The sequence below is a fragment of the Cerasibacillus terrae genome, assembly GCF_008039555.1.
Lineage (GTDB): Bacteria > Bacillota > Bacilli > Bacillales > Amphibacillaceae > Cerasibacillus > Cerasibacillus terrae.
The window spans coordinates 159784-183120 of the sequence record NZ_VDUW01000006.1 but is presented as its reverse complement, the minus strand read 5'-3'; the positions used below and the strand labels follow the sequence as shown (position 1 = coordinate 183120).

General features: G+C 34.7%; 25 protein-coding genes and 2 other annotated features. Of the genes, 13 read left to right on the top strand and 12 right to left on the bottom strand.

Features of this window, described 5'->3' with window-relative positions; genetic code table 11:
• Positions 1 to 89: 89 nt before the first annotated feature.
• The 5 genes from FHP05_RS10420 to FHP05_RS10400 all read left to right on the top strand — a co-directional run bounded on the left by FHP05_RS10420 (position 90) and on the right by FHP05_RS10400 (position 3460).
• A complete protein-coding gene (locus FHP05_RS10420; RefSeq protein ID WP_407923436.1) occupies positions 90 to 821 on the top strand; it encodes an alpha/beta hydrolase in 732 nt (243 codons plus the stop codon).
• Between the two features lie 14 nt (positions 822 to 835).
• Positions 836 to 1543: a hypothetical protein gene (locus tag FHP05_RS10415; RefSeq protein WP_147667995.1), complete on the top strand. Its 708-nt coding sequence runs from the start codon at positions 836 to 838 to the stop codon at positions 1541 to 1543.
• A 153-nt stretch (positions 1544 to 1696) separates the two neighbouring features.
• Positions 1697 to 2215: a YjcG family protein gene (locus FHP05_RS10410; protein ID WP_147667993.1), complete on the top strand. Its 519-nt coding sequence runs from the start codon at positions 1697 to 1699 to the stop codon at positions 2213 to 2215.
• 59 nt (positions 2216 to 2274) lie between these two features.
• Positions 2275 to 2634: a GNAT family N-acetyltransferase gene (locus FHP05_RS10405; RefSeq protein WP_330998089.1), complete on the top strand. Its 360-nt coding sequence runs from the start codon at positions 2275 to 2277 to the stop codon at positions 2632 to 2634.
• Positions 2635 to 2746: 112 nt separating this feature from the next.
• Positions 2747 to 3460, top strand: coding sequence for a YetF domain-containing protein (locus tag FHP05_RS10400; RefSeq protein ID WP_147667989.1), 714 nt, complete (start codon positions 2747 to 2749; stop codon positions 3458 to 3460).
• Here the strand turns inward: FHP05_RS10400 and FHP05_RS10395 are convergent.
• Positions 3453 to 3722 carry a hypothetical protein gene (locus FHP05_RS10395; protein WP_147667987.1) on the bottom strand — a complete coding sequence of 90 codons (270 nt, stop codon included), beginning with the start codon at positions 3720 to 3722 and terminating at the stop codon, positions 3453 to 3455. The genes FHP05_RS10400 and FHP05_RS10395 overlap by 8 nt on opposite strands.
• Positions 3723 to 3981: 259 nt before the next feature.
• On the opposite strand from FHP05_RS10395, the gene FHP05_RS10390 reads away from it, so the two are divergent.
• Positions 3982 to 4458 carry a CotY/CotZ family spore coat protein gene (locus tag FHP05_RS10390; protein ID WP_147667985.1) on the top strand — a complete coding sequence of 159 codons (477 nt, stop codon included), beginning with the start codon at positions 3982 to 3984 and terminating at the stop codon, positions 4456 to 4458.
• Positions 4459 to 4511: 53 nt separating this feature from the next.
• Here FHP05_RS10390 and FHP05_RS10385 read toward each other — a convergent pair whose 3' ends face one another.
• Together FHP05_RS10385 and mgtE are read right to left on the bottom strand one after the other, a co-directional pair.
• The gene (locus FHP05_RS10385; protein ID WP_147667983.1) at positions 4512 to 5018 is read right to left on the bottom strand and encodes a CotO family spore coat protein; all 507 of its coding nucleotides are present in this window, start codon (positions 5016 to 5018) and stop codon (positions 4512 to 4514) included.
• A 97-nt stretch (positions 5019 to 5115) separates the two neighbouring features.
• Positions 5116 to 6471 (bottom strand): magnesium transporter, encoded by a 1356-nt coding sequence (mgtE, locus tag FHP05_RS10380; RefSeq protein ID WP_147667981.1) that lies wholly within the window; start codon positions 6469 to 6471, stop codon positions 5116 to 5118.
• A 390-nt stretch (positions 6472 to 6861) separates the two neighbouring features.
• Here mgtE and prpE point away from each other — a divergent pair, with 390 nt between their 5' ends.
• Entirely contained in the window at positions 6862 to 7611 is a 750-nt protein-coding gene (prpE, locus tag FHP05_RS10375; protein WP_147667979.1) for a bis(5'-nucleosyl)-tetraphosphatase PrpE, read from the top strand.
• A 35-nt stretch (positions 7612 to 7646) separates the two neighbouring features.
• On the opposite strand, the gene FHP05_RS10370 is transcribed toward prpE, so the two are convergent.
• The 3 genes from FHP05_RS10370 to FHP05_RS10360 are packed head-to-tail and all read right to left on the bottom strand — an operon-like array spanning position 7647 to position 9957.
• Positions 7647 to 8522, bottom strand: a complete 876-nt coding sequence (locus FHP05_RS10370) for an RluA family pseudouridine synthase (protein ID WP_147667977.1) — start codon at positions 8520 to 8522, stop codon at positions 7647 to 7649.
• 1 nt (position 8523) lies between these two features.
• Positions 8524 to 9327 (bottom strand): NAD kinase, encoded by an 804-nt coding sequence (locus tag FHP05_RS10365; protein ID WP_147667975.1) that lies wholly within the window; start codon positions 9325 to 9327, stop codon positions 8524 to 8526.
• Positions 9328 to 9348: 21 nt separating this feature from the next.
• Complete coding sequence (locus tag FHP05_RS10360) at positions 9349 to 9957, bottom strand: GTP pyrophosphokinase (RefSeq protein ID WP_147668017.1); 609 nt, start codon at positions 9955 to 9957, stop codon at positions 9349 to 9351.
• 156 nt (positions 9958 to 10113) lie between these two features.
• Here FHP05_RS10360 and FHP05_RS10355 point away from each other — a divergent pair, with 156 nt between their 5' ends.
• From FHP05_RS10355 to FHP05_RS15585, 4 genes are all read left to right on the top strand, one after another.
• Positions 10114 to 10683, top strand: coding sequence for a CYTH domain-containing protein (locus FHP05_RS10355; protein ID WP_147667973.1), 570 nt, complete (start codon positions 10114 to 10116; stop codon positions 10681 to 10683).
• Positions 10684 to 10817: 134 nt separating this feature from the next.
• Complete coding sequence (locus tag FHP05_RS10350; protein ID WP_147667971.1) at positions 10818 to 11216, top strand: globin domain-containing protein; 399 nt, start codon at positions 10818 to 10820, stop codon at positions 11214 to 11216.
• 18 nt (positions 11217 to 11234) lie between these two features.
• Positions 11235 to 12131 (top strand): ClpXP adapter SpxH family protein, encoded by an 897-nt coding sequence (locus FHP05_RS10345; RefSeq protein ID WP_230973981.1) that lies wholly within the window; start codon positions 11235 to 11237, stop codon positions 12129 to 12131.
• Positions 12132 to 12390: 259 nt separating this feature from the next.
• Complete coding sequence (locus tag FHP05_RS15585) at positions 12391 to 12570, top strand: hypothetical protein (protein WP_147667969.1); 180 nt, start codon at positions 12391 to 12393, stop codon at positions 12568 to 12570.
• A 276-nt stretch (positions 12571 to 12846) separates the two neighbouring features.
• Here the strand turns inward: FHP05_RS15585 and pepF are convergent, their stop codons facing one another.
• The 6 genes from pepF to FHP05_RS10310 form a co-directional block, all read right to left on the bottom strand.
• The gene (gene pepF / locus FHP05_RS10335; RefSeq protein WP_147667967.1) at positions 12847 to 14655 is read right to left on the bottom strand and encodes an oligoendopeptidase F; all 1809 of its coding nucleotides are present in this window, start codon (positions 14653 to 14655) and stop codon (positions 12847 to 12849) included.
• A gap of 140 nt (positions 14656 to 14795) precedes the next feature.
• Entirely contained in the window at positions 14796 to 15977 is a 1182-nt protein-coding gene (locus tag FHP05_RS10330) for a competence protein CoiA (protein WP_147667965.1), read from the bottom strand.
• 111 nt (positions 15978 to 16088) lie between these two features.
• Positions 16089 to 16778, bottom strand: coding sequence for an adaptor protein MecA (gene mecA / locus FHP05_RS10325; protein WP_147667964.1), 690 nt, complete (start codon positions 16776 to 16778; stop codon positions 16089 to 16091).
• A gap of 324 nt (positions 16779 to 17102) precedes the next feature.
• A complete protein-coding gene (gene spxA, locus FHP05_RS10320) occupies positions 17103 to 17498 on the bottom strand; it encodes a transcriptional regulator SpxA (RefSeq protein ID WP_147667962.1) in 396 nt (131 codons plus the stop codon).
• 285 nt (positions 17499 to 17783) lie between these two features.
• Positions 17784 to 18359 (bottom strand): GNAT family N-acetyltransferase, encoded by a 576-nt coding sequence (locus tag FHP05_RS10315; RefSeq protein ID WP_147667960.1) that lies wholly within the window; start codon positions 18357 to 18359, stop codon positions 17784 to 17786.
• A gap of 168 nt (positions 18360 to 18527) precedes the next feature.
• Entirely contained in the window at positions 18528 to 19730 is a 1203-nt protein-coding gene (locus FHP05_RS10310) for a putative glycoside hydrolase (RefSeq protein ID WP_147667958.1), read from the bottom strand.
• A 249-nt stretch (positions 19731 to 19979) separates the two neighbouring features.
• Between FHP05_RS10310 and FHP05_RS10305 the strand changes: the two genes are divergently transcribed.
• Both FHP05_RS10305 and trpE read left to right on the top strand, forming a co-directional pair.
• A complete protein-coding gene (locus FHP05_RS10305; protein WP_147667956.1) occupies positions 19980 to 20885 on the top strand; it encodes a nuclease-related domain-containing protein in 906 nt (301 codons plus the stop codon).
• Between the two features lie 350 nt (positions 20886 to 21235).
• Positions 21236 to 21479, top strand: a binding site (T-box leader).
• Between the two features lie 87 nt (positions 21480 to 21566).
• Positions 21567 to 21827, top strand: a binding site (T-box leader).
• A 71-nt stretch (positions 21828 to 21898) separates the two neighbouring features.
• The gene (gene trpE / locus FHP05_RS10300; RefSeq protein ID WP_147667954.1) at positions 21899 to 23293 is read left to right on the top strand and encodes an anthranilate synthase component I; all 1395 of its coding nucleotides are present in this window, start codon (positions 21899 to 21901) and stop codon (positions 23291 to 23293) included.
• The last annotated feature ends 44 nt before the right edge of the window (positions 23294 to 23337 follow it).

Here is a 23337-nt window from a genome sequence, read left to right as displayed (position 1 = left end):
AGGCTTGCCACTCACCCCTGGAAACCGAAGTGTGTGTCATCAGCGGCGGCATAAGATTTTAGGAAAGCAGTCATAAAAAATACAAGAAGGTGAAGAAATTGAGTCGTAAAGGAAAAATGATTGAAGAAATGATAGACAGTAAATATTTAAATGAACAAATGAAATTACTTATCTATTTACCAGAAGCTTTTTCTCCAATGAATGAATTTCATCTCTGCATTATGCAAGATGGAGATGATTACTACCAACTTGGAAGAGTAGCAACATTTAGTGACAGATTACATGATGATGCTGATATTGAAGACACCGTTTTTGTAGGTATTCATTATAAAGATAAATATGACCGCAGAAGAAAATATCATCCAAGTGGTGAAGAACAAGAAGCTTATATTCAATTTTTAGCCAACGAAGTTATTGAAAAACTAGATCAAGTTTTACCGAATCAGCAATTAATATCACGTGCATTGATGGGTGACTCCCTAGCTGGGACCCTTGCTTTAATCACAGCAATCAAGTATCCAAACCTATTTTCTAAAGTAATTATGCAATCCCCATATGTGGATGAAGTGGTCATGTCTTCCGTAAAACAAGCAACACAATTACACACATTAGACATTTACCATACCATCGGAGCTTTAGAAACAAATGTACAAACACTCGTCGAATCAGATGTTGATTTTCTAACACCAAATAGAAAACTAAAAGAATTTTTAGAGGAAAATGGTGGAACCTATACCTATAAAGAAATCCCTGAAGGAAAACATACATGGAAATATTGGCAACAAGATATGCCACACGCTTTACGCACAATGTTTGAATAAGGAAAAGGGAGTGCTTGAGGCCTCCCTTTTCTTGTGAGTTTTCGGGCACGCGGGAAGCTACCGCGTTACCGATTTATCGATTCTACGGCTTTTCGGGCACGCGGGAAGCCGCCGCGTTACCGGTTTATCGTTTCTACGGCTTTTCCGGCACGCGGGAAGCCGCCGCGTTACCGGTTTATCGTTTCCGCGGCTTTTCGGGCACGCGGGAAACCACCGCGTTACCGGTTAATCGATTCTACGGCTTTTCCGGCACGCGGGAAGCCGCCGCGTTACCGATTTATCGATTCTACGGCTTTTCGGGCATGCGGGAAGCTACCGCGTTACCGATTTATCGATTCTGCGGCTTTTCGGGCACGCGGGAAGCCGCCGCGTTACCGGTTTATCGTTTCTACGGCTTTTCGGGCACGCGGGAAGCCGCCGCGTTACCGGTTTATCGTTTCCGCGGCTTTTCGGGCACGCGGGAAACCACCGCGTTACCGATTTATCGTTTCTACGGCTTTTCCGGCACGCGGGAAGCCGCCGCGTTACCGATTTATCGATTCTACGGCTTTTCGGGAATGCGGGAATCTGCAGCGTTACCGTTTTCTCAATTCTACGGTTTTTCGGGCACGCGGGAAACCGCCGCGTTACCGATTTATCGATTCTACGGCTTTTCCGGCACGCGGGAAGCCGCCGCGTTCGTTACTATTTTCTTTATCCTGCGCTTTTTAAGGGCAAATTGAATCATATCCACGGGGATTTTTATTTCATTCATTGGACAATTCTTATATTTTTTATTAAATCTTAAATTAACTACTGTAATTATTCGATAATTTGTTATAATAAGAAATAAGTGTTTTTCTTATATTATATTAATAAAAGGAGGTTTTTTGCATATGAAATATGGTATTGCCTTATTTCCAAATAAAGAAATTCAGGATGAAGCAAATTCATACCGTAAACGCTATGACTCCCATTATTCATTAATTCCACCACATATCACAGTAAAAGATCCATTTCGTATGACCGAAAAAGAGATGAAAGATTTAATCCCTGAAATGAAAAAGCTTGCAAACAACATGAAACCATTCACTATCTCAATTCATAAGGTAAGTTCCTTTCAGCCACTATCCAATACGATTTATTTAAAAGTTGAACCTGTGGAAGAATTGATGGAACTACATGAAAAATTACATTCCGGAAAATTCCCTACGCTTCAGGGAAATCCTTTTATTCCTCATATTACAATCGGACAAAACTTAAAAGACGACGAATTTTCAGATGTATATAGCAGCTGTAGAATGAAGAGTTTTAAATTGGAAGACCGGATTGATCGTTTCCAATTACTGTATCAATTAGAAAACGGTTCTTGGACGGTCTACGAAACATTTGTATTTGGTGAAGAAAAATTATAAACTTAAAACTCGTCGAAACAGCTCAAGAACAAGAGGATGCTTTTTCAGTTCGTAAGACCGTGTTTGTATACGAACAAAAAGTCCCAATTGAGCTAGAAATCGATGAATATGAAAAAGATGCACTTCATTTTATTGGCTATGTAGATCAATTACCAGTAGTAGCAAGTCGATTACGTTTTGTAAATGGTGATGGGAAATTAGAACGAATTTGTGTATTAAAGGAACATCGTAATAGTGCATATGGAAAACAAATCATTCAATTAATGGAAGATCACATCCGACAACGAGGGTTTAAAACAGCCATCTTGAACGCACAAGTTCATGCCATTGGTTTCTATGAAAAGCTAGGATATATCGGGGTATCCGAACCTTTCCAAGATGCGGGTATTCCACATGTTACGATGTCAAAACAACTTTAAATGATAAAGAAAAGCAACAAAATTAGAACATACCTGATTTTGTTGCTTTTTTGTATAACAATTCTCCTTTTGGTTATCCTAACAGCTAGCTACTAGATAAAGGGATGAAAACATGAAATATTTATTTATGTTACTAGATACCGTTTTTGGTTTTGTCGCTTTATTTATTTTAACGAAAATATTAGGAAAAACCCAAATGTCACAATTAACACCGTTCGATTTTGTTGCAGCCATTGTGCTTGGTGAGCTTGTAGGAAATGCTTTATTTGATAAAAATGTTGGTGTAACAGAAATTGGATTTCTTGTGATTGTATGGGGAACACTGTTATATTTGGTAGAAATAACTACCCAAAAATTTAAAGGGACTCGCTTTTTGTTAGAAGGAAAACCTTCCCTCGTTATCCATAAGGGGAATATTATTTATGAAGAATTAAAGAAAAATAAAATTGATATGGATGAGTTGAATCATTTATTACGGTTAAAAGATATTTTCACTATTCGTGAAGTAGAATATGCCATCATGGAAACAAATGGTGAGATATCTGTTTTAAAAAAGTCGGGGTACCAAGAGCCAGTAAAGAAAGACTTCCAAATGTATGAATCTGCCTCTTTCCTTCCCTTCACTATTATTAGTGATGGTGAAATATTAGAAGATAATTTAAAAGAAGCCAACCTCACAAAGGAGTGGTTAAAGCACGAATTAGAGAAGCAAGAAATTTATCGGGTGGAAGATGTACTATACGCTGAGTATACGGAAAATGAAGCATTACTAGTTCAACCATATGTTAGGGAACCAGATGGTAGTCAAAACCTATTTTTCAAATGATATCATTAACAAACTGACCCTTTTCCGTTAAGTATGCACCACCAACATTGTGCTTGTCTGTATTGAGTGTTTTTTCAGGAACATAATATTTTCGTTTCATAGCCTTTCTCTTTCGGAGAGGGGCTTTTTTAAATTCGTCATATTTTTTGTTTAATATAATTTTATAAGGTTGTTCAATATACATTTTGTTTTTCTTTTCCTGATGTATTCTCTTTTGATAATCCTTTCCAACATGATTTTCTATCGGCAAAATATAGCCCATTATCTCTCCCCTCCTTATACATCCTTCTATTGTTATTATACTTGGTTTTACACTATAATCAAAATTATTTGACACTTTTTGAATCTTGTCTTAATCATTATGAAAGGAATCTTTTTTATTTTCATGTTCTATGTGAGTATACCTTTTCCAATGAAAACAACATAAAACAACACACTTTCAGCATATGCCCACACCAACTGACACTTGCGACATATTCTAATATGGAGTAATCACTTAAAAAAGAAGGGAGTTTTCATTCATGGGTTGTGGATGTGAAAAAAGAGAAGGAAGAAACTGTGTATGTGAAATTATTGAAGAAATCATTGAGGCACAAAATGATATTACTGAAAACTGCTGTACAACAAGTTGTGAGCAGTCAATTAATGATTTATTAGGTGAAGAAGATCCAGGTAATGGATTGGATACTGTGCCGGTGATCTTGTACTGTGAAGGAAACTGCAAACCGTTCCAAGGATTTGGTGCCCTGCCACATCAGCACGCAGATAGTGTTGGTAAGATGAAGGGAAGCTTTATTTTCCGCCCGAAAAAGATGCTTGATGATTGCTGTGCAGTCATTGAACTAGTTCGTTCAAGTGATGATCATGAATGTAAATTTGACGATCCATGTGATCAAAAAACAAAAAATTTAGAAGCAACTGGAATTTGTATCACTGTTGATTTGAAATGTTTCTGTCATGTCACTTGCTTACCAGCAGTTTCATTATTTAATAATTAGTAATGAATAGCCATTAAGGAGGAACCTCCTTCTTAATGGCCTTTTTTTATTGCTTACCTTTTTAAACCAAGAATATTGATCTCTTTAATATCTTCAAATCGAATCTTTAGCTTCGTCTGTCTTCTTCCGGCCTGTAGATAAACTATGTCATCATCATATGTGTGTACAGTGCCACGGAAAGTTTTTTCGGCCGTCTTGATCTCGCAACGGATTTTAGATATAAACCTCGGTTCCCTTGCCAAATAAGCTATCTTTCCCTGAATAGACAGGTTATCAAATGATTTATTTTCTTCATTTTGTTCTTCACTTATCTCTGAATCTGATGCATTAACCTGTTGAGTTACCTCATCTTCATCATCTACATCTTCCTGTGTCGGAAATACACGATTGATGGGCATACGTTTTTTTTGATTGATTTTCTTTTTACTCGTCTTTTGTGGGTATTCTTGGCTTTGCACTTTATTGGAAAAGTCCCGTTGTTGCATATGTGCTTTTGGGGTGTTTAACTTGGGCTGATGTACATATAATAACGGAGAGGGTGACCTTGTTTTTTTCTTCATATTAAATAACTCCTTTCAAGCATGTAATCCATTTTATTATATGAGCCTATATATAAAATGTGCTTTTAACCAATAGAAAAAGAGCACCGAAATGCTCTTATTCCACTAGTAAATTCATAAATGCTGTTGCAATTCCAAAATAAATAACGATTGATATAATATCATTGATTGTTGTAATAAATGGGCCAGATGCAACAGCAGGGTCTATTTTAAATTTTTCCATAATCAACGGGATTAAAGAACCTGCTAATGTCGCAACAGTTAGTGTAATCATTAATGTGACACCAACAAGTACTCCTAGATAAAAGTTTCCTTTCCATATTGTAATGACACCGAAAATGACAACCCCGCATACAATTCCAATAATTAATCCTGTCCCTGTTTCTTTTAACATTAATTTTAATTTATCGCCTTTTCCATATTCTCCTGTTGCTAATCCACGGACAGCAACGGCTAAGGCTTGTGTTCCTGTATTTCCAGCTGTTCCTGCGATTACCGGGATAAATGCAGCTAAAAGAGCAACCTGGGCAATTGTATCTTCAAACATACCAATTAAACTTGCTGTAAACATCCCCAGAAATAACAAAATAATGAGCCATGGGAGACGCGTTTTTGCTGCAGCAATGGGACTATCTTCTGGACGGTCCACATCCATAACAGCGGCTAACTTGGAGTAGTCATCACTTGCTTCTTCATCCATAACATCCAAAATATCATCTACTGTTATAATACCTAATAAATGCTTTCGGAAATCTACTACTGGAAGTGCTAAAAAATCATAATCTTTAAACATTTGGGCGATTTCTTCCTGGTCTTTTCCAACCGATACATAAACAAGCTTCTCACCCATAATGTCTTCAATTCGCTCATCTTCATCAGCAATAATCAATTCCCGTAAAGATAACACACCAACAAGATGTTTATCCTTATCCACCACATATAAGTAGTAAATTGTTTCTGCTTCTGGTGCATCTTTTTTCAATTGTTTTAATGTATCACGAACGGTTTGTGTTTTATCAATTGCAACATATGCTGTTGTCATAATACTTCCAGCAGTTTTTTCTTCGTAATGGAGTAATTTTTTTATTTCATTTGCTGCCGTATTATCCATGATTGTTAAAAAGCTCGCAACCATGTCTTTCTCCATTTCATTTAACACGTCAACAGCATCATCTGTTGCCATCTCCGCTAAGACTGCTGAAGAAAATCTCGGATCCATCTCTGTTAAAAATTTCTCAGTATCGTAGAGTTCAATATGTTCCATTAACCCTGCCATTTCCAATGGAGATAAATAAGAATAGATTTTCATTCGATTTTCTTTCGGTTGATTCAAAAAATAAACCGCCTGATCATATGGATGCATATCTAAAAAATGAAAACGAAAATCATCCATTTCCTCTTTATGAAGTGCATTGCTTAGCATTTTTATGTGTTCGATATATGCTTTATCCATTTGAACAACCTCTTTTCAAAACCAAATTCTAAATACTTATTAGATAATCGATTATAATAAGAAGAGAATTAAATAACAACTATCTATTTTACATCTTCTCTTATGGTATACGATTGTACATCTTTCATCAAGAATACACATGTTCCGATAAAAAATTTATAACGTATGCCGTGTACTCTCAGTTCACAGCAGGAGTGTTTCTCTTCTTATTCGTCTCTATTATTTGCGTATGCTTGATTTCTGGTTACGTTTATCCTTTATTCATAACCTTTTTTATTTTTCTTAATTGCTGGTCGCGATTATCTATTATTCTAAACCTCTTTCTGCGTTTTCTTTATTTATGGGCATGATTAGAGGAATGGTAAATAAGTTAAAAAAGTAGGTGCTATTATGAAAATCGATGTTATTGGTGATATACATGGTTGTTTTGATGAACTCTGTGAATTGTTTAAAGCGTTAGGATATAAGAGAGAACAAAATGTTTTTATTCACCCAAATGGGAGAATTCCTGTTTTTTTAGGTGATTTAACAGACCGTGGTCCAAAATCCCTCCCCGTTATTCAACTTGTTTATCATATGGTTGTTGAAAGAAATTATGCAAAATATGTTCCCGGAAATCACTGTGATAAACTATATCGTTATTTTTTAGGAAACAATGTAAAAATCCAACATGGACTAGAAACGACAGTGGAAGAATACATGAATTTAGATAAACAAAAACAACTGCAAATTAAACAACAATTTATGAAGTTATATGAAAATGCAGACCTATATACACAAATAAAAGAAGTAAACGCTATTGTTGCTCATGCTGGGATTAAACAATCACTGATTGGGACACATTCAAAAAGAACAAAAACATTTGTTCTTTACGGAGATATTACGGGTGAGAAAGATGAATTCGGGAGACCTGTTCGAAGAGATTGGGCACAAAATTATACAGGAGATACATGGATTGTTTATGGTCACACACCTGTATTAAAGCCTCGAAAAATCAATCAGACAATTAACATTGATACGGGTTGTGTTTTTGGAAATAAACTAACTGCCTTTCAACTACCAGAAGAAACAACGGTATCTGTTCCATCTAAACAACCCTTTCAAGGTGATCGGTTTCGGAGTTTTACAGATGAAAAATGACGACACCTAGACGTGTCGCCATTTTTTTAAGTTCATCATTCGCTGGTTAGTTTTTCCATGTCCGTTGGTAAAGGCAGTTCTATTTCAACTTGTTTCTTTGTAATTGGATGTGGGAAAACTAGTTTAGAACAATGTAATGCTTGGCGTCTCATTAATTGTGCACAAGCCCCATATAAATCGTCACCAACAAGCGGATGACCTAACCAAGCCATATGAACTCTTATCTGATGTGTTCGCCCTGTTTCAAGATTTATCTCTACTAAGGACATATTTTTCATTTCTTTCATGACCTTGTAATTTGTAATCGCGTACTGACCGTCTGCTCTTACCTTTCGTTCAATAATAGAGCCTTCTTTACGACCTATATTTGCATCTATTTTTCCCTTTTTCTTACAAAATTTCCCTTCAACAATTGCTGTATAGTATCTCTGAACAGCTCCCTCTTGCTGTGCTTTCGCTAAAAGAGAATGACTATAGCGATGTTTAGCAATTAATAATAAACCAGAAGTATCTCGATCAAGTCTTGTAACAATATGTACCGTGTATGGAATATTATTTCTTTCATAGTATGCCAAAACACCGTTCGTAATCGTCTTTGTCGGATGATTAAAAGATGGGATAGTAGCAATTCCTGGTTGTTTATTAATAATTAGAATGGCGTCATCTTCATAAACAATATCTAATGGAAGATCTACCGCTTTAATTGTCCCTCTTTCTTCTTTCGGCAATTGAACTTGCAAATAATCCCCCGTATTCAACACATATCTTACCGTTTTTTCAGTCCCATTTACTGTTATTTTCCCACCATCAAATTTAACAGCTTTTAAAATACGGCGGGAAAACTGTTTTTCCAATCTTAAAAAAGAATGAATAGTCATTCCACTCTGTTTCTCTTCTATCACCCATTGCATTTTATCCTTTTCCCTCTGCAATAAAGGAGCCGCGAACACGATTCCAAAAAGGAACTGGACGGTATCTAGCAAAGCGAATTTTTTCATTTGCTACTTGACATTGAATGGAGTCTACATCCATATACGTTTTTGTAAAATGGTCAACCGTAATCAGAAAACTTCTATCCACCATTGGCTTTAAAATACATGGATGGTGTTTTGGTAAAATGAGTGGTGATCCAATTGTTCTAAATACACGATTATTAATAGATGCCATTTCTGTCAATTGAATCGCCTCTAGAGATGGATGAATAATACCTCCACCTAGTGCCTTGTTATAGGCCGTACTTCCGGATGGAGTGGATATGCATAATCCGTCTCCCCGGAATGTTTCAAATCTTTCTCCTTTTATTTCTACATCTAATACAACAGAACCATCTGGTGTTTTAATTGTTGCTTCATTTAATGCTAAAAAGCTTTCATCTTTATCACCTGTTTTGGAACAAACTTTCACTCTTAAAAGTGGATACTCCACCACTTTAAAAGGCTTTTTAGCTATTTCAATAATTAATTTTTCTACCTCATCAGGAAGCCAATCAGCATAAAAACCAAGGTGACCAGTATGAACCCCAATAAATGCCGTTTGGTCTAAACGATGGACATAACGATGAAAAGCCTCTAGGAAAGTTCCATCTCCACCAACTGAAATCACTAAATCTGGTTCTTCCGCATCATGGATTAAATCAAATTCTGTTAAATACTGTTGCATCATTGTTTGGATATCATTTGATCGCTTGTCACCTTTTGAGACTGTGGTGAATTTCATTTGTCTCATCTCCCTATTGTCTTATTTTTTGTGAAAAATGCGCTGCGCTTCTTGTACCTCATCCCTTATTTTCGACATTTCTTCATCAAGCATAAATGCTGCCTCAGCAGCTAATTTTAGACGTGCTTTAATTTTTTCGGGGATTTTCCCTTTATATTTATAATTTAATGAATGCTCATTCGTCGCCCAAAAGTTCATGGCAAGGGTACGAATTTGAATTTCCGCTAAGACATGTTTCATTCCATGGATGGTTTCAACTGGATACTCAATGATCATATGGTAAGAGCGGTAACCACTTTCTTTGTTTTTTTCGATATAATCTTTTTCTTCAATGACTGTTAAGTCTTTTCTTTCCCGTATCATATCAACAACCATATATATATCATCCACAAATGGACATACCACTCGTAATCCTGCGATATCTTGTATTTCTTCTTCAATATTATTTAATGGGATCTTCTTTTTCTCTGCTTTCTCCAAAATACTTTGGACAGGCTTGACACGCCCAGTAATAAATTCGATTGGAGAATGACTACATTCATATTCATATTGTATACGCATTCCTTTTAGTTTTACTTTTAGCTCCTCAACAACTTGTTTATAAGGGGCTAGGATTACTCCCCAATTCATATTGACATCACCTATTTTCATTAGGATTCTTAATCCATTTTACCATATTCTTAGTGTTTGAATAACTTTTGCATATTTTCTTCTTTTTCCTCATAATCAATAGTAGAACAAGCATCCTGTTCAGGGTGGAAACATTCTTTATGTTGGAGGATTCATATGACACAAGAAATCGAAATAGAATTTAAAAATATGTTAACAAAACAAGAATTTCATCACTTACTAGAACATTTGCCTTTTCCGAAAGACGGTATTAAACAAGTCAATTATTATTTTGAAACAAAGGACTTTTCCTTAAAAGAACATTGGAGTGCATTACGAATACGCGAAAAGGCAAATCATTTTTCTTTAACCTTAAAAGAGCCATTACAAGAAGGTCTTTTAGAAACACATGATAAGATAACAAAGGAAGAAAAGGATGCATGGATTAATGGTAATATTATTCCAAAAACCAATACTACAAAGCGCCTCAACCAGTTAGGGATTAAACCAGAGGAGTTAGTTTTTTATGGAAAATTAACGACCATCCGTCATGAATTCACAGATAACGGCTTTATTTATGTATTAGATCAAAGCATATATAACGGTATTACAGATTATGAAATAGAGATTGAGGCCCCAGATTATGAGTCTGGTGAAAAAGTATTTTTACAAGTATTAAACAAATATCATATTACAAGAAAACAAACAGCAAATAAAATTGAACGTTTTTTTGCTACGAAAAGATAACTGCCAATCTGCAGAACATTTGCCGAACACTTATGACATTGCTACAATATAACTATGTATGCAAACATACATTTTTTATTTGTCTTTTTACCATAAAATAATGGACGAAATAATAAATAAATGAGGGATACTCCATGGCACAAAAAAGTACAGAATATGTTCCGGGCACCATTTATGAGGCGATTGGTGGAGCGGAAACGATTCAAAGGCTTGTAAACTTATTCTATAAACGTGTTGGAAAACATCCGAAACTAACGCCAATTTTCCCAGATGATTTAACAGAAACAGCATTAAAACAGTATTGGTTTCTTACGCAATTCTTTGGAGGTCCGAAACTATTTAATGAAAATAGAGGACATCCAATGATGCGTAGAAGACATCTTCCTTTTGAAATAACCCCATCAAGAAGGGATGCTTGGGTTGGTTGTATGAAAGAAGCACTAGAAGAAACCCAGATTGAAGAACCTTACCGAACAGCCATTTTTGAAAGATTATCTCTAACTGCAAGCCACATGGTGAATACACCTGAATAGAAAGAGAGGAGATTCAATGTGATTTGGAATCATACAGGGTTAGCTAATTCAAATGATACAAACACATCTTCGCCATTTAGATATTTTGACTTTGTTCAAAAGCCTATTGAGATGTACGTGTTTGTCGATCCCTTATGCCCTGAATGTTGGTCATTGGAGCCTTATCTACGGAAACTTTCACTTGAATATGGACGTTTTTTTACTATCCGCCCTATTTTAAGTAATTATTTAAGCCCGGTCGATCGGCATACATTTCATACTCCTCAAAAGTTAAAGAAAATATACGAGAGAACTGCAAAAAGAACTGGAATTAGTTGTCACACAGATACTTGGGATGAATCAAAAATAAAAACACCATGGATTGCATCTCTTGCTATTAAAGCAGCGGAGTTACAAGGAAAGCGATTGGGAAAAATCTTTCTAAGAAAAATACAGGAATCGTTATTTCTAAAAAAAGAAAATATCACAGAGAAATCTGTTTTAATGAATTGTGCAGAAACTGCTGGTCTAGATTTAGAGGAATTTAAAAGCGATTTACATTCTTCACCAGCTAAAAAAGCACTCCAATGTGATATTAAATTAACAACGGAAATGGAAATTGACTACATTCCCTCTATTGTCTTCTTTAATCAAAAAGTAGATGAGCAGGGAATAAAGGTTTCAGGGATTTATCCGTATGATATTTATGTACGAATTTTAACAGAGATTATGAAAACTGCTTTAATCCCTTCTGAAAAGCCACCATTGCAAAACTTTATCGAGTTTTACCGAGTTGTTAGTTCTAAAGAAGTATCGATTGTATATGAATGGACTCTAGATAAAGCAGAACGTGAGCTAAAAAAACTTCAATTAAAACAAATTGTAAAGCGAATCCCAATTAAATATGATTCATTTTGGAAATATCAAGACAAATAAAAAAGGGATATACGGGGCAGCGTATATCTCTTTTTTATTTCTCACGATCTTGTATACTAACACAAGGGGGGTGGGAGAAAGATTCATGATTAAACAAAGGGGTTTTGTTTATGATTCATCTTACAATTATATAATAACAAGGATTTTTTCTTGTTTCAATATGTTTGTGTAACATTTCACAAAATCGTCACTTCTAAATTAAATCCTGTTCACATATGCTGTAATAGTATAGAGATTCATGATGAATGGAGGAAAATTCATGAAAGACTTACTCCCTTTTCTCTTCCTTTTCCTTACAATTGTCGCGTTTTTTTTGAATGTTTTAGGATTAATGAAACTCATCCCTCTTTATTTCACCATTCCCTTGTTATTTGTGTCCATTTACTTCACTCTTTTCTCCTTTGCACATCGTCATGTATATCGTGGAAGAATTCGATAAAAAAGGAGAGGAACAATCTGTTCATCTCCTTTTAAAGTACAACTTATCATCTGACATACACGAAGACTCCAGCGGGAAAAGCAAGGCTAGCGAGACCCCACAGAACAAACGTCAATGGGGTTCGAGAGACCGCCAAAGGACAAGCGAAGTGTATCTCAGATGCAAGGGTCTTAGTATCACCTATAATGAAAATATTTTATTTTAAAATTTCGCATCTAAAATTCTGCAAGTTTTTCTATTTTTAAAAATGAGCTATTATGAAATTGATTCACTTGATTATTTTTTTAATAAATTTTCCATTTCGGTTAATTTATCTTCGAACACCTGTAAGGCATCTAAAATTGGCTGTTTAGATGTCATATCGACACCAGCCTTTTTAAGAACTTCAATTGGATAATCACTGCTACCAGCTTTTAAGAAGTTAAGATAACTTTCTACATCCTGTTTATTTCCTGATAAAACCTTATTTGCTAATGCTGTGGCAGCAGAATACCCTGTTGCATATTGATATACATAGTAATTATAGTAAAAATGAGGTATTCTCGCCCACTCCAAACCAATTTCTTCATCTGAAACAACATCAGGGCCATAATATTTTTTATTTAATTCATAATAAATCTCTGTTAATTTATCAGCGGTAAGGGCTTCCCCTTCTTGCATTCGTCTATGGATATCATGTTCAAATTCAGCAAACATCGTTTGACGGAAAACTGTTCCACGAAAACCTTCCAAGAAATGATTAAGTAAGTATAGCTTTTGTTTTTCATCTTCTAAATGGTTTAACATATAATCACTTAACAATGCCTCATTACACGTGGATGCAACTTCCGCAACGAAAATGGAATAGTTTCCGTAACGATAAGGTTGTGTTTCTCGTGTATAGTAACTATGGACAGAGTGACCTAATTCATGGATCAATGTGTAGAGGTCATTCACTGAATCTTGCCAGTTCAATAAAATATATGGGTTTGTTCCATATGCACCAGAAGAGTATGCACCACTACGTTTCCCAACATTTTCTTCTACGTCAATCCAACGATTTTCAAAACCCTCTTTGATAATATCGACATACTCCTGTCCTAATGGTTGAACAGCTTCTAGGACATATTTTTGAGCCTCTTCATACGTAACTTTCATATCTACATCTGTGACAAGTGGTGTATAGATATCGTACATATGCAATTCATCGAGTCCAAGGACTTCTTTACGCAGTTTTGCATAGCGATGTAATAAGGGAAGTTTTTCATTCACTGCTTCTACTAAGTTATCATAAACTTGTTCTGGAATTTTATTACCGTATAATGCCGCATGTCTTGCAGAATCGTAATTACGGATTTTCGCATTGACATTATCTACTTTTAAATTACCGGTAAGTGTGGATGCAAATGTATTTTTAAAACTTCCGTATGTGTCATACATTGCTTGAAAGGCTTCTTTACGTACCCGGCGATCTTTTGATTCCATGAATGTTATAAAACGTCCGTGGGTTAATTCCACATCTTCCCCTTTTTCATTTTTAATCGTAGGAAACTTTAGGTCTGCATTATTTAACATACCAAATGTTTGGGATGCAGTGGATAATGGATCAGACACTTCTGCAAGAATTTCCTCTTCTCGTTCACTTAGCACATGCTCTTTTTGTCTTAAAATACGCTCAATGGTATGTTCATATAGTTTTAATTCTTCTTTCTCATCCATAAATTCTTTTAACTTCGCTTCATCCATACTTAATAATTCTGGCACAATAAAGCTCATTAAACTGGAAGCAAGCGTTAATACATTATCCGCTTTCGCATTCATCGCCTGGTAGAAAGAATTAGTTGTATCTTGGTCATAACGCATATGTGCATATGTATATAATTTTCCTAATCTTTCTGAGAGTTCGTCTTGTAATTGGAGTACTTTATATACATTCTCAGCTGTTGTAAGCTCACCTTGCATTTCCTTCATCTTCGGTAAATCATTTTGTAATTGTTTTAATTCCTTTTCCCATGCTTCGTCTGTTGCAAAAATGTCTTCTAGACGCCATGTTCTTTCTGCAGGAACTTCACTTCTTTTTTGCAATGTTTTAGTAGTCTCCGCCATTCAAATTCCTCCTTTATTACCTATTTATTAATTTTACTGCATTCAAAAGATTCTTTCAAAATATTACCCTTCGAACTTCGAATATTTTTCACCATTAACAACCACACACTCTTCCCATAGTATGATTTATCTTTCTAGATTTATGCATGTTCTAACATGGAGGTAAGATAATTTAGTAACATGTTATCACCTTTCAGTGCCTCTTCCAGATGAGAATACATATGAACATCTTTTAATTTTCGGTAGTTATTTGGTGATATTTTTTCAAGGATACTGAGCTTCATTAGGATTTGTAAATATTGCTGAACGGGGTGTCTTGGTGAAGCAAGCGAAGGATAGTTTGAAAAATCATGAATATGGTTCTGCAATAAATAAATACATTCCTGCCATGAAAAGGTCTCTCCTTTTGACAAAGGGTGAATACATTGCAAGTATAGGCGGCTTTGCCAATTTTCTAAAGGGGTTTTCATTAAATAAGAAGAATAAACAGGAAGATAGATAATAGAGGGCAAGTATTCAAAATGGGTTTGCTGGTGATATAACCAATGATGCCAATTTAATTCTGTTCCTGATAAGCGGTGTCGGGGGCGCATTCGAAAATATCGTTTTTCTTTTTTCCATAAATAAAGTAATTCTTGTTTGGTAAAATAATTGACCGGGAAAAGATTCGAAAAGACTAGTTTCTTTATAGATACTTTTTTAAACTTTGCCAATGCACGTGTTGAACTTGTCATATGAAAATCTGTAACAATCGTTAGTGAATCTGTATGAGGACAAAAATAATAAAGTGTTGGGGGAAGTGTTTTGTTGAATTGATGAATAAAATGACGTGTAAACGGATCTAGTTGCAGATGATTCTTACCAATTCGCTTCAATAATTTCGCACCAAGGATCCAAATGGGGATGATTCCTAGTTTTTGATATCCTACTTGGCGTTTTATTATTTCTTCTTTTGTAATGCGAGCACATTGATACTCGATGGCTATTTTTCGTCTATTACGTTCGACTAATATATCAGGACGTTGCTGAATGGTGCTTAAATAGGTTTCTAATTGTACAGCTTGATTCTCCCCTCTTAACCATTCATACAGACTTAATTTTCCTTTCATATGGTAGTTACCTTCTCCACCATGATTCGTTGGACATGTTGAGTCAGGAAGATGAGAAAAATGAGGGATATTTTTTAATCCTGCTTTAATCATGACCTGTTCTTTACATGCTGGACAGAAAAAGGAATCTTGGTTTTTCAACTCTTTTATTTCTGCTTTTGAAAGGGAAACAAGACTAATCATCTTTCCTCTTTTATTTTTGGCTTGTAGCATGCAGAAAAATCACCTCCATATATAAAAATTCTATATTAGAAGTCGTTTTTCCTGCAAATTTAAGAAAATAAAAAAAGATGCATCAATGTTGAAGTGCATCTTTTTTTAATATTATACTGAAAAATATGTCCGGACTTGTGAAATTGCATCAGAAAATATCTCTTTTCCATATTCTTCAAGAACATGGATTGTTTTATCAGAATCTACTCCAAATTCTAGCACACGACTGATTAAATCTTCTTTTTTAGCATCATCTACTATATCATCAGCAAATTCTATATACATATAGTAATTGTTTTTATAGGCGTACAATACACTTTCCATTGGTTCTGTTACATCAGCGAAGTAATGACTTAATTGGATAACATCTTCAAAGTCTTTAAAGCTAGCAATCATCCAAAAGTAATCTTCTGAATCTTCATCATTGCCATCTTTTTCTTGCTGAGCATCAGCACTGGTTCCAAACTTTTCTTCTAATAATTTCTCTACATTTTCATGATGGATAGATGTTTCAATTTCTTTTAGGCCATCGATGGAAATTACATTTTCCTTTCCTTGAGGAATCTGGGCTTTCGTAACAATGATTTCCAAGCCTTTCTCTAATGCTTGCACTTGAATCCATAGGGGACCTTCCATAACAAAGTCCTCTTGGTCATTTACCTCTTCCATCATTTGCCAAAAAAGTTGCTCACTTCTTTCTCTGTCATACCATATTTCTTCCCGCTTAAAACCACGATCTTCAATATCTCCATATGTTATATAAAACTTTATTGTATGATCATTAATTCTTTCGATATCCATGTGAATCTCTCCCTTCAATATATATTCCGGGGGGAGCACCTTTTCATAGTGATTTTATGATCAGGTGTTTTTATTTTAAATAATAATTTACCCCATGTGATTATTGCTTCCATACTACCCTTACTTCTATTGTATGAAACAAAAGCAAATTTGAAAATTCAAATGCCTATCTATTCACATTGGATTATTATTTTACCTGATATAGTTCGTTTTGTCATTAAATTAATACTTTTTATTAATTATTTCCTAATAACTAAATATATTATAATAAAAGCGAAGACCCATTTTCATGTGATCTTCGCTTTTGTATTTTATATTTTCTCATTAATTAACCATTCGTTGAGCTTCACGTAATTGAAAAGTACGAACTGTTCTTGGTAGAAAACGACGAATTTCATCCTCATTATATCCAACTTGTAAACGCTTCTCATCTAGGATTATTGGTCTTCTTAATAAGCCAGGATTTTTTTGAATTAAAGTAAATAATTCTTTTAATGGAAGTTGTTCAATATTTACGTCTAATTGCTGAAAAACTTTGGAACGAGTGGAGATGATTTCATCTGTTCCGTCCTCCGTCATTCGTAAAATGCCTTTTATTTCCTCAAGTGTCAATGGTTCTGAAAAAATATTGCGTTCTTTAAATGGAATGTCATGCTCCTCTAGCCAGGACTTTGCTTTCCTGCATGATGTACAGCTTGGTGATGTATAAAGTGTCACCATATGATACGTCACTCCTCATTTTATATCTATATTTACATTTCTGTATGAAAAGACCTATTCTTATTAGATAAGAATTACTTTAAATAACCCTATGTATAAGTATACTATACTTGTCAAGTAAAAGGTAGGGGGATTTAAAAGAATTATTATTTTTTCCAATTTTTTTTGCTTATCTTCACATATTTGTAACATTCCCGAATATATGAAGGATTAAACATGGCATTCATAAAAAATAGAAAATAACATAAATGATCAGTATGGCCGTATGTTGACCATTTATGCACACTACAATTGATCGAATAAATTATTCTCTTTACGATTCTGATGAAACTTAAGAACTTTATCTACTGGTTGATAGGACTTTCCGTAAATTTCTTTATCTTTATACGTATGAATCGCTTCATACATCCTTTTCATTTGTTCAAAAATAACATCCTCGTTTTCATTTTGAGGTGACCAATAGAGAATTTCCATTTGATTTTCTTCATTTGTAGCAAGGGATCGACGATTATATCCAATCGATTTTGCATGTTTAAATTCTTCCTTTTTATAAAAATGTAATCGCTTTTCCGTATCAGAATCATCGTAATCAATTGGCTCTACTTCTAGGATAATCGGTTTGTTCTTTGTCTTTAATTTCTCCATCAATTGATTACCAATGCCTTTACCGCGCGATTTCGGGGAGACCCATATATAATCAATAAATACGAACGTCGGAAATTCTGCATACATAAGCACATGATACTTTCCTTCATCTTTGTGATAAATATCACCTTTTTCGCGTAAGAGCCTCTCCATATGTTCCCTTGATTTCATTTCTTCAATTGGAAAATATTCACTTAATTTTTGATACCAATCCATACATCTACTCCCATATTATTATTTACCGTTGTGGTTGATTTCCCATACATATACATTATTTCCTTATTTATCATCCCTATACGTAAAAAAAGAAATGATCATCTACTCTTTGTTTAACCTTTTTTTGAAAGATTAAACATGTTTCTATATTGTTTTAAGGCTGTATGATTAAGGAGTATAGTTCACCTTTTGTGTGTAACTATTTCCTGCATTCCATAATAAAAATTCTTCGATCCCATTTTCTTTCAATGCTTTAATTTGATCCTCAATTTCTTTTTTTCCATATTGAAAGGTCGGCTCACCACTATATATCCATGGGGCAGAAAAATCTTGAAGCCATGGTCTAGAAACCGGTGGTGCATCTAATTTTCCCAATACCTCGTTCTCCACTTTTGCATATTCATTTACCAATCGATATGGTTCCTTGTCAGGTTTTGGGATACCGAAATTACCATCTCCCCAATGACTCGGATAAATCATCGATGAAATGACATCGACATTTTCAGATATTTTCGAGAAGTTTTGCCCAATTCCTGGAGTTTCTGGTATTGTCGCTGCATAACCGAAAATATCAACAGCGATATCGACATCATAGTATTCTAATTCTTTTCTAGCATATTCGACAAAATCGGTAACTGCTTCCACTCGCCGTTGGATAGAGTCTGTCTTTGAATTCTCGTAATCTCCTAAACCATATTCTAGTTGTTCATCACGTGTTTCAAATCCTTCTGGAAAGCGGACATAATCAAACTGAATTTCCTTAAAACCCATCTCAGCTGCTAATTTTGCTATCTCAATATTATAGTCCCAAACTTCTTTTTGATATGGGCTAACAAAGGCTTCTCCACGCCCATTTACCCACACTTCCCCATTATCAAGAAAAGATAGGTCTGGACGCTCCTTCGCTAAATGCGTATCTTTAAATACTACGACACGTGCAATGGGATAAATTTGCTTTTCCTCCAATGTTTTCATCACTTTTTCTGGATTTTCAATATAATCTGTTCCGATGGATTCATATTTTGATCCTTTTTTAGGAGTAAATGTTAAATTTCCAAAGTCATCTTTTATGTCAATTACCATTGTATTTAATTCTGTCTTATCGACAAAATTCACTAAAGAATCGAAGTGAGCCCCACCAACCGAATTACCAGTCACATAGATTCCCCGCACAGCATCTGGATATTCAAACGTATACCCGGAATGAAATGTATAGCGTTTGAAACGCTGTTTTGTATCTAGTAATTTAATGGTTGTTTCCTTTTCCTTATGGAAACTAACCTCTAACTTATCCTCTGCGCCTATCGTTACTGGCAGCATCAATAGTAATAAAAGCATACATATGTATATAAACACAAGCTTTCGTCCCATTTAGTCAGTCCCCTTTTTCTCATCTATTAACTACCTTTCTATTATAACGAAAGACTAGGTAACTTTAAATAAGCAAAATTACTTATTTCGACAAGGAACAACAACTGGCACTATTTGCCTTTGCTCTAGAAATAGATATATAATCAAATTATAAGAGGTGAAATTCTCCTAAATAGGTTTAGAATTACAAGCCACATTTTACAATCTATTAAATCTCTATTTAGAAATATCGAAAAAAGGATGTGAAACATGTTTTATAAACCACGTACAAAACCAAAAGAATTAATTACTTTAGAATTATTAAACAATCGAATGATTTTTTCTAGAAAAGCTCTGTTATACTATCGAAGTCTAAAAAAAGGCTATGAAGGAGAGGTGTTATTCGATCAGTTAACAGAAAAACTTCAGTGTCCATGCTTTATATTAAATGATTTATTATTAGAAGTGAATCATACAACGTTTCAAATTGATTCCCTAATTATCATTCAAGGACAAATCTACTTTTATGAAGTAAAAAACTATGAGGGTGATTATTACTATGAAACGGATCAACTTTATAAAAAAACAAAGATAGAAATTATGAATCCATTGAACCAACTTAGTAGAAGCGAAACTTTACTACGAAAACTACTCCTCAATCATGGAATAAAACTGCAAATTAACCCCTTTGTTGTATTTATCAATCCAACATTTACTTTATATCAAGCACCGCTTAACAAACCAATCATTTTTCCAACCCAAGTGAATCAATATATGAAAAATCTAAATACCATTCCTTCAAAATTAACAAACAAACATAGAAAACTCGCAGATTTGTTACTTTCCTTACACAAAAACGATCCTCCAATATCTCAAGTACCTTCCTACGAATATAATCAATTACGAAAAGGTATTACCTGTCTAAAATGTGTTTCATTTTCGATGTATGTTGAGAAAAGAAAATGTGTCTGTCGTCATTGTGGATTTCAAGAATCAGTAACGAATGCCGTATTAAGAAATGTTAAGGAATTTAAAGTACTTTTCCCAAATAAAAAGATTACAACAAATCTCATACACGATTGGTGTCAAATCGTGCCTTCAAAAAAAGTAGTAAGGAGAATTTTATCTAATCATTTCCATACTAACTGGAACCATCGATGGACATATTATGAATAATGTATGTCTTGCCAGGTTTAAGGTCCTTCATCCATATCGATGAAGGACTTTTTTAATAGTTAGATTTCTTATGTGGTTCCTCCCCGTATCAATAAACGTCGATTCTAAAAAGATCTATCTTGATTTAAGTTTACATCCGTGTCATCAGTGACCGATGTACTGATTTATGGCTTCTTATAGGCTCTCACACCAGCTATCAGCGACATTTTCCTTCTCCTATTCACCCGCATGCTCCAAGAATTGATTACAAAAGCATTCACAATATTAATTGTGATTTTTCAAAATCATTTTAAATTTACCCTTGACTTTTCATTTGAAGTCCTCTATGATTACTTTCAACAAGTTAATTGTAAAAAGTGATGATGAAGAATAGTAATCTATGGAGCAACTTTAGAGAGCTGGTGGTTGGTGTAAACCAGTGTTGAACGATAGATGAATGGACTTCTGAACTTCCAAACCGAACCATATTTGCAGTAGGCTTTGGCGAATGTCTCTCCGTTATAAGAGATAGATATGAAATAACTTCATTTCATATCGCTAGAGTCAGCTGATTATTAGCTAATAAAGGTGGTACCACGGTCCCTCGTCCTTTTTGGATGGAGGGACTTTTTTATACTCAAGAAAATCGTGAGTCGGCTAGAAATGCAAGTATTCATTTCATCGAATCCATACAAGTAAATATAAAAATCTACGAGTAAGAAGAGTAAGTATTCATGAGTTGTTACAGAGAGCCGGAGATGGTGGGATTCCGGTACAATGATGAATGCTGAATGGCCTTACGAGAGGTTTCCCGAACATAAAGTAGGGAAACACGGAGCTCCGACGTTATACGGATAGGATATTAAAATCATGATTGCTCTCATGATTGCGTATCTGAATGAAGATGAAAGAAGATTATTTTCTTTCAACAGGGGTGGCACCGCGGTCACATTCGTCCTCTATAAACACAAATCCATGTGTTTGTAGAGGATTTTTTTGTTTTATAAATCAAAAATAAAAAGGAGCTACATCAAATGACGATACCGTATAAGCTATTCAAACAAAAAGCTAAGAACCTATCTCCAACGAAAATTTACAGACAATTATCAGGTAAGAAAAAGTTTCTACTAGAAAGTGCTTTTCAACACGAGCAAAAAGGGAAATTTTCCTTTATTGGGGCAAATCCTTATCAGGAAATTATCGGGAAAGAAAACACTACTACCGTATTCCATCATGAAAAGAACAAGAAAGAAAACTTACAACAAAAACCGCTATCATATTTAAAAAAACATTTACCTAAATTGAATTTTGACCTGCCCTTCCCTTTTTACGGTGGAGCAATCGGATATGTTGGCTATAATTTCATTCAGAAATTTACACATATGAATAAAACATTAACAGATGACCAACACATGCCTGACATTCATTTCATGCTTTATAAAGATGTGATTGTTTTCGATCACACAAACAACTTAATTTATCTCATTGTCATGAATCTAGACAATCACCCAGAGACATTATTAAATAAACGCCTTAAAAAACTACAACATGCATTAAAAGAAAACAAAAATACACTCGTACACAAAGTTGAAAAAGTCGATTTTCAACCTGAAGAAACAAAGGAAGCATTTATAGCGAAAATAAAGACGGCAAAAGCTGCTCTACAACAAAAAAATTTAGACCAAGTTGTGCTATCCCAACGACTACAAGCAAAAATGAATGGAGACCCACTTTCATTCTATCAAAACCTTAGAAAAGCAAACGCATCTCCTTACATGTTTTATATCGACTTTGAGGATTACCTTATATTAGGAGCATCACCAGAATGCTTGGTACAAACAAATCAAGACACAGTAATTACCAATCCAATTGCTGGAACAAGACCACGATCGCATAACCACACAAAAGATGATGCATTGGCAAAAGATCTTTTATTAGACAAAAAAGAAATCGATGAGCACCAGATGTTAGTGGAGTTAAGCAAACAAGATTTAAGTCGTGTCTGTGAAGTAGGTAGTATATCCACCCCAACCTACATGACAGTTGAGAAATACCAACATGTGATGCATATCGTTTCAGAAGTTCATGGGAAATTAAAATCAAAATGTACCAGCATCGATGCACTACAAGCATGTTTACCAGCTGGAACTGTCTCCGGTTCACCAAAAGGGAAAGCAATGCAACTCATAAACCAATTAGAAGAAAAAAGGCGTGGTGTCTATGGTGGTGGCATTGGCTATATCAATTTTAATCACAATCTTAACATGGCTCTTGCCATTCGCTCACTCATTATTAAAAATGACACTGCCTATCTCCAAGTTGGTGCCGGAATTGTTCGAGATTCTATACCAGAAAAAGAATATGAGGAAACATTACACAAAGCAAGAAGCTTAATGGAGGTGAGTCATTTCCAGTCTGCACATGAATAACGATTGCTTCAAAAATGGCCTTATTGAATCATCAAATTTTATAA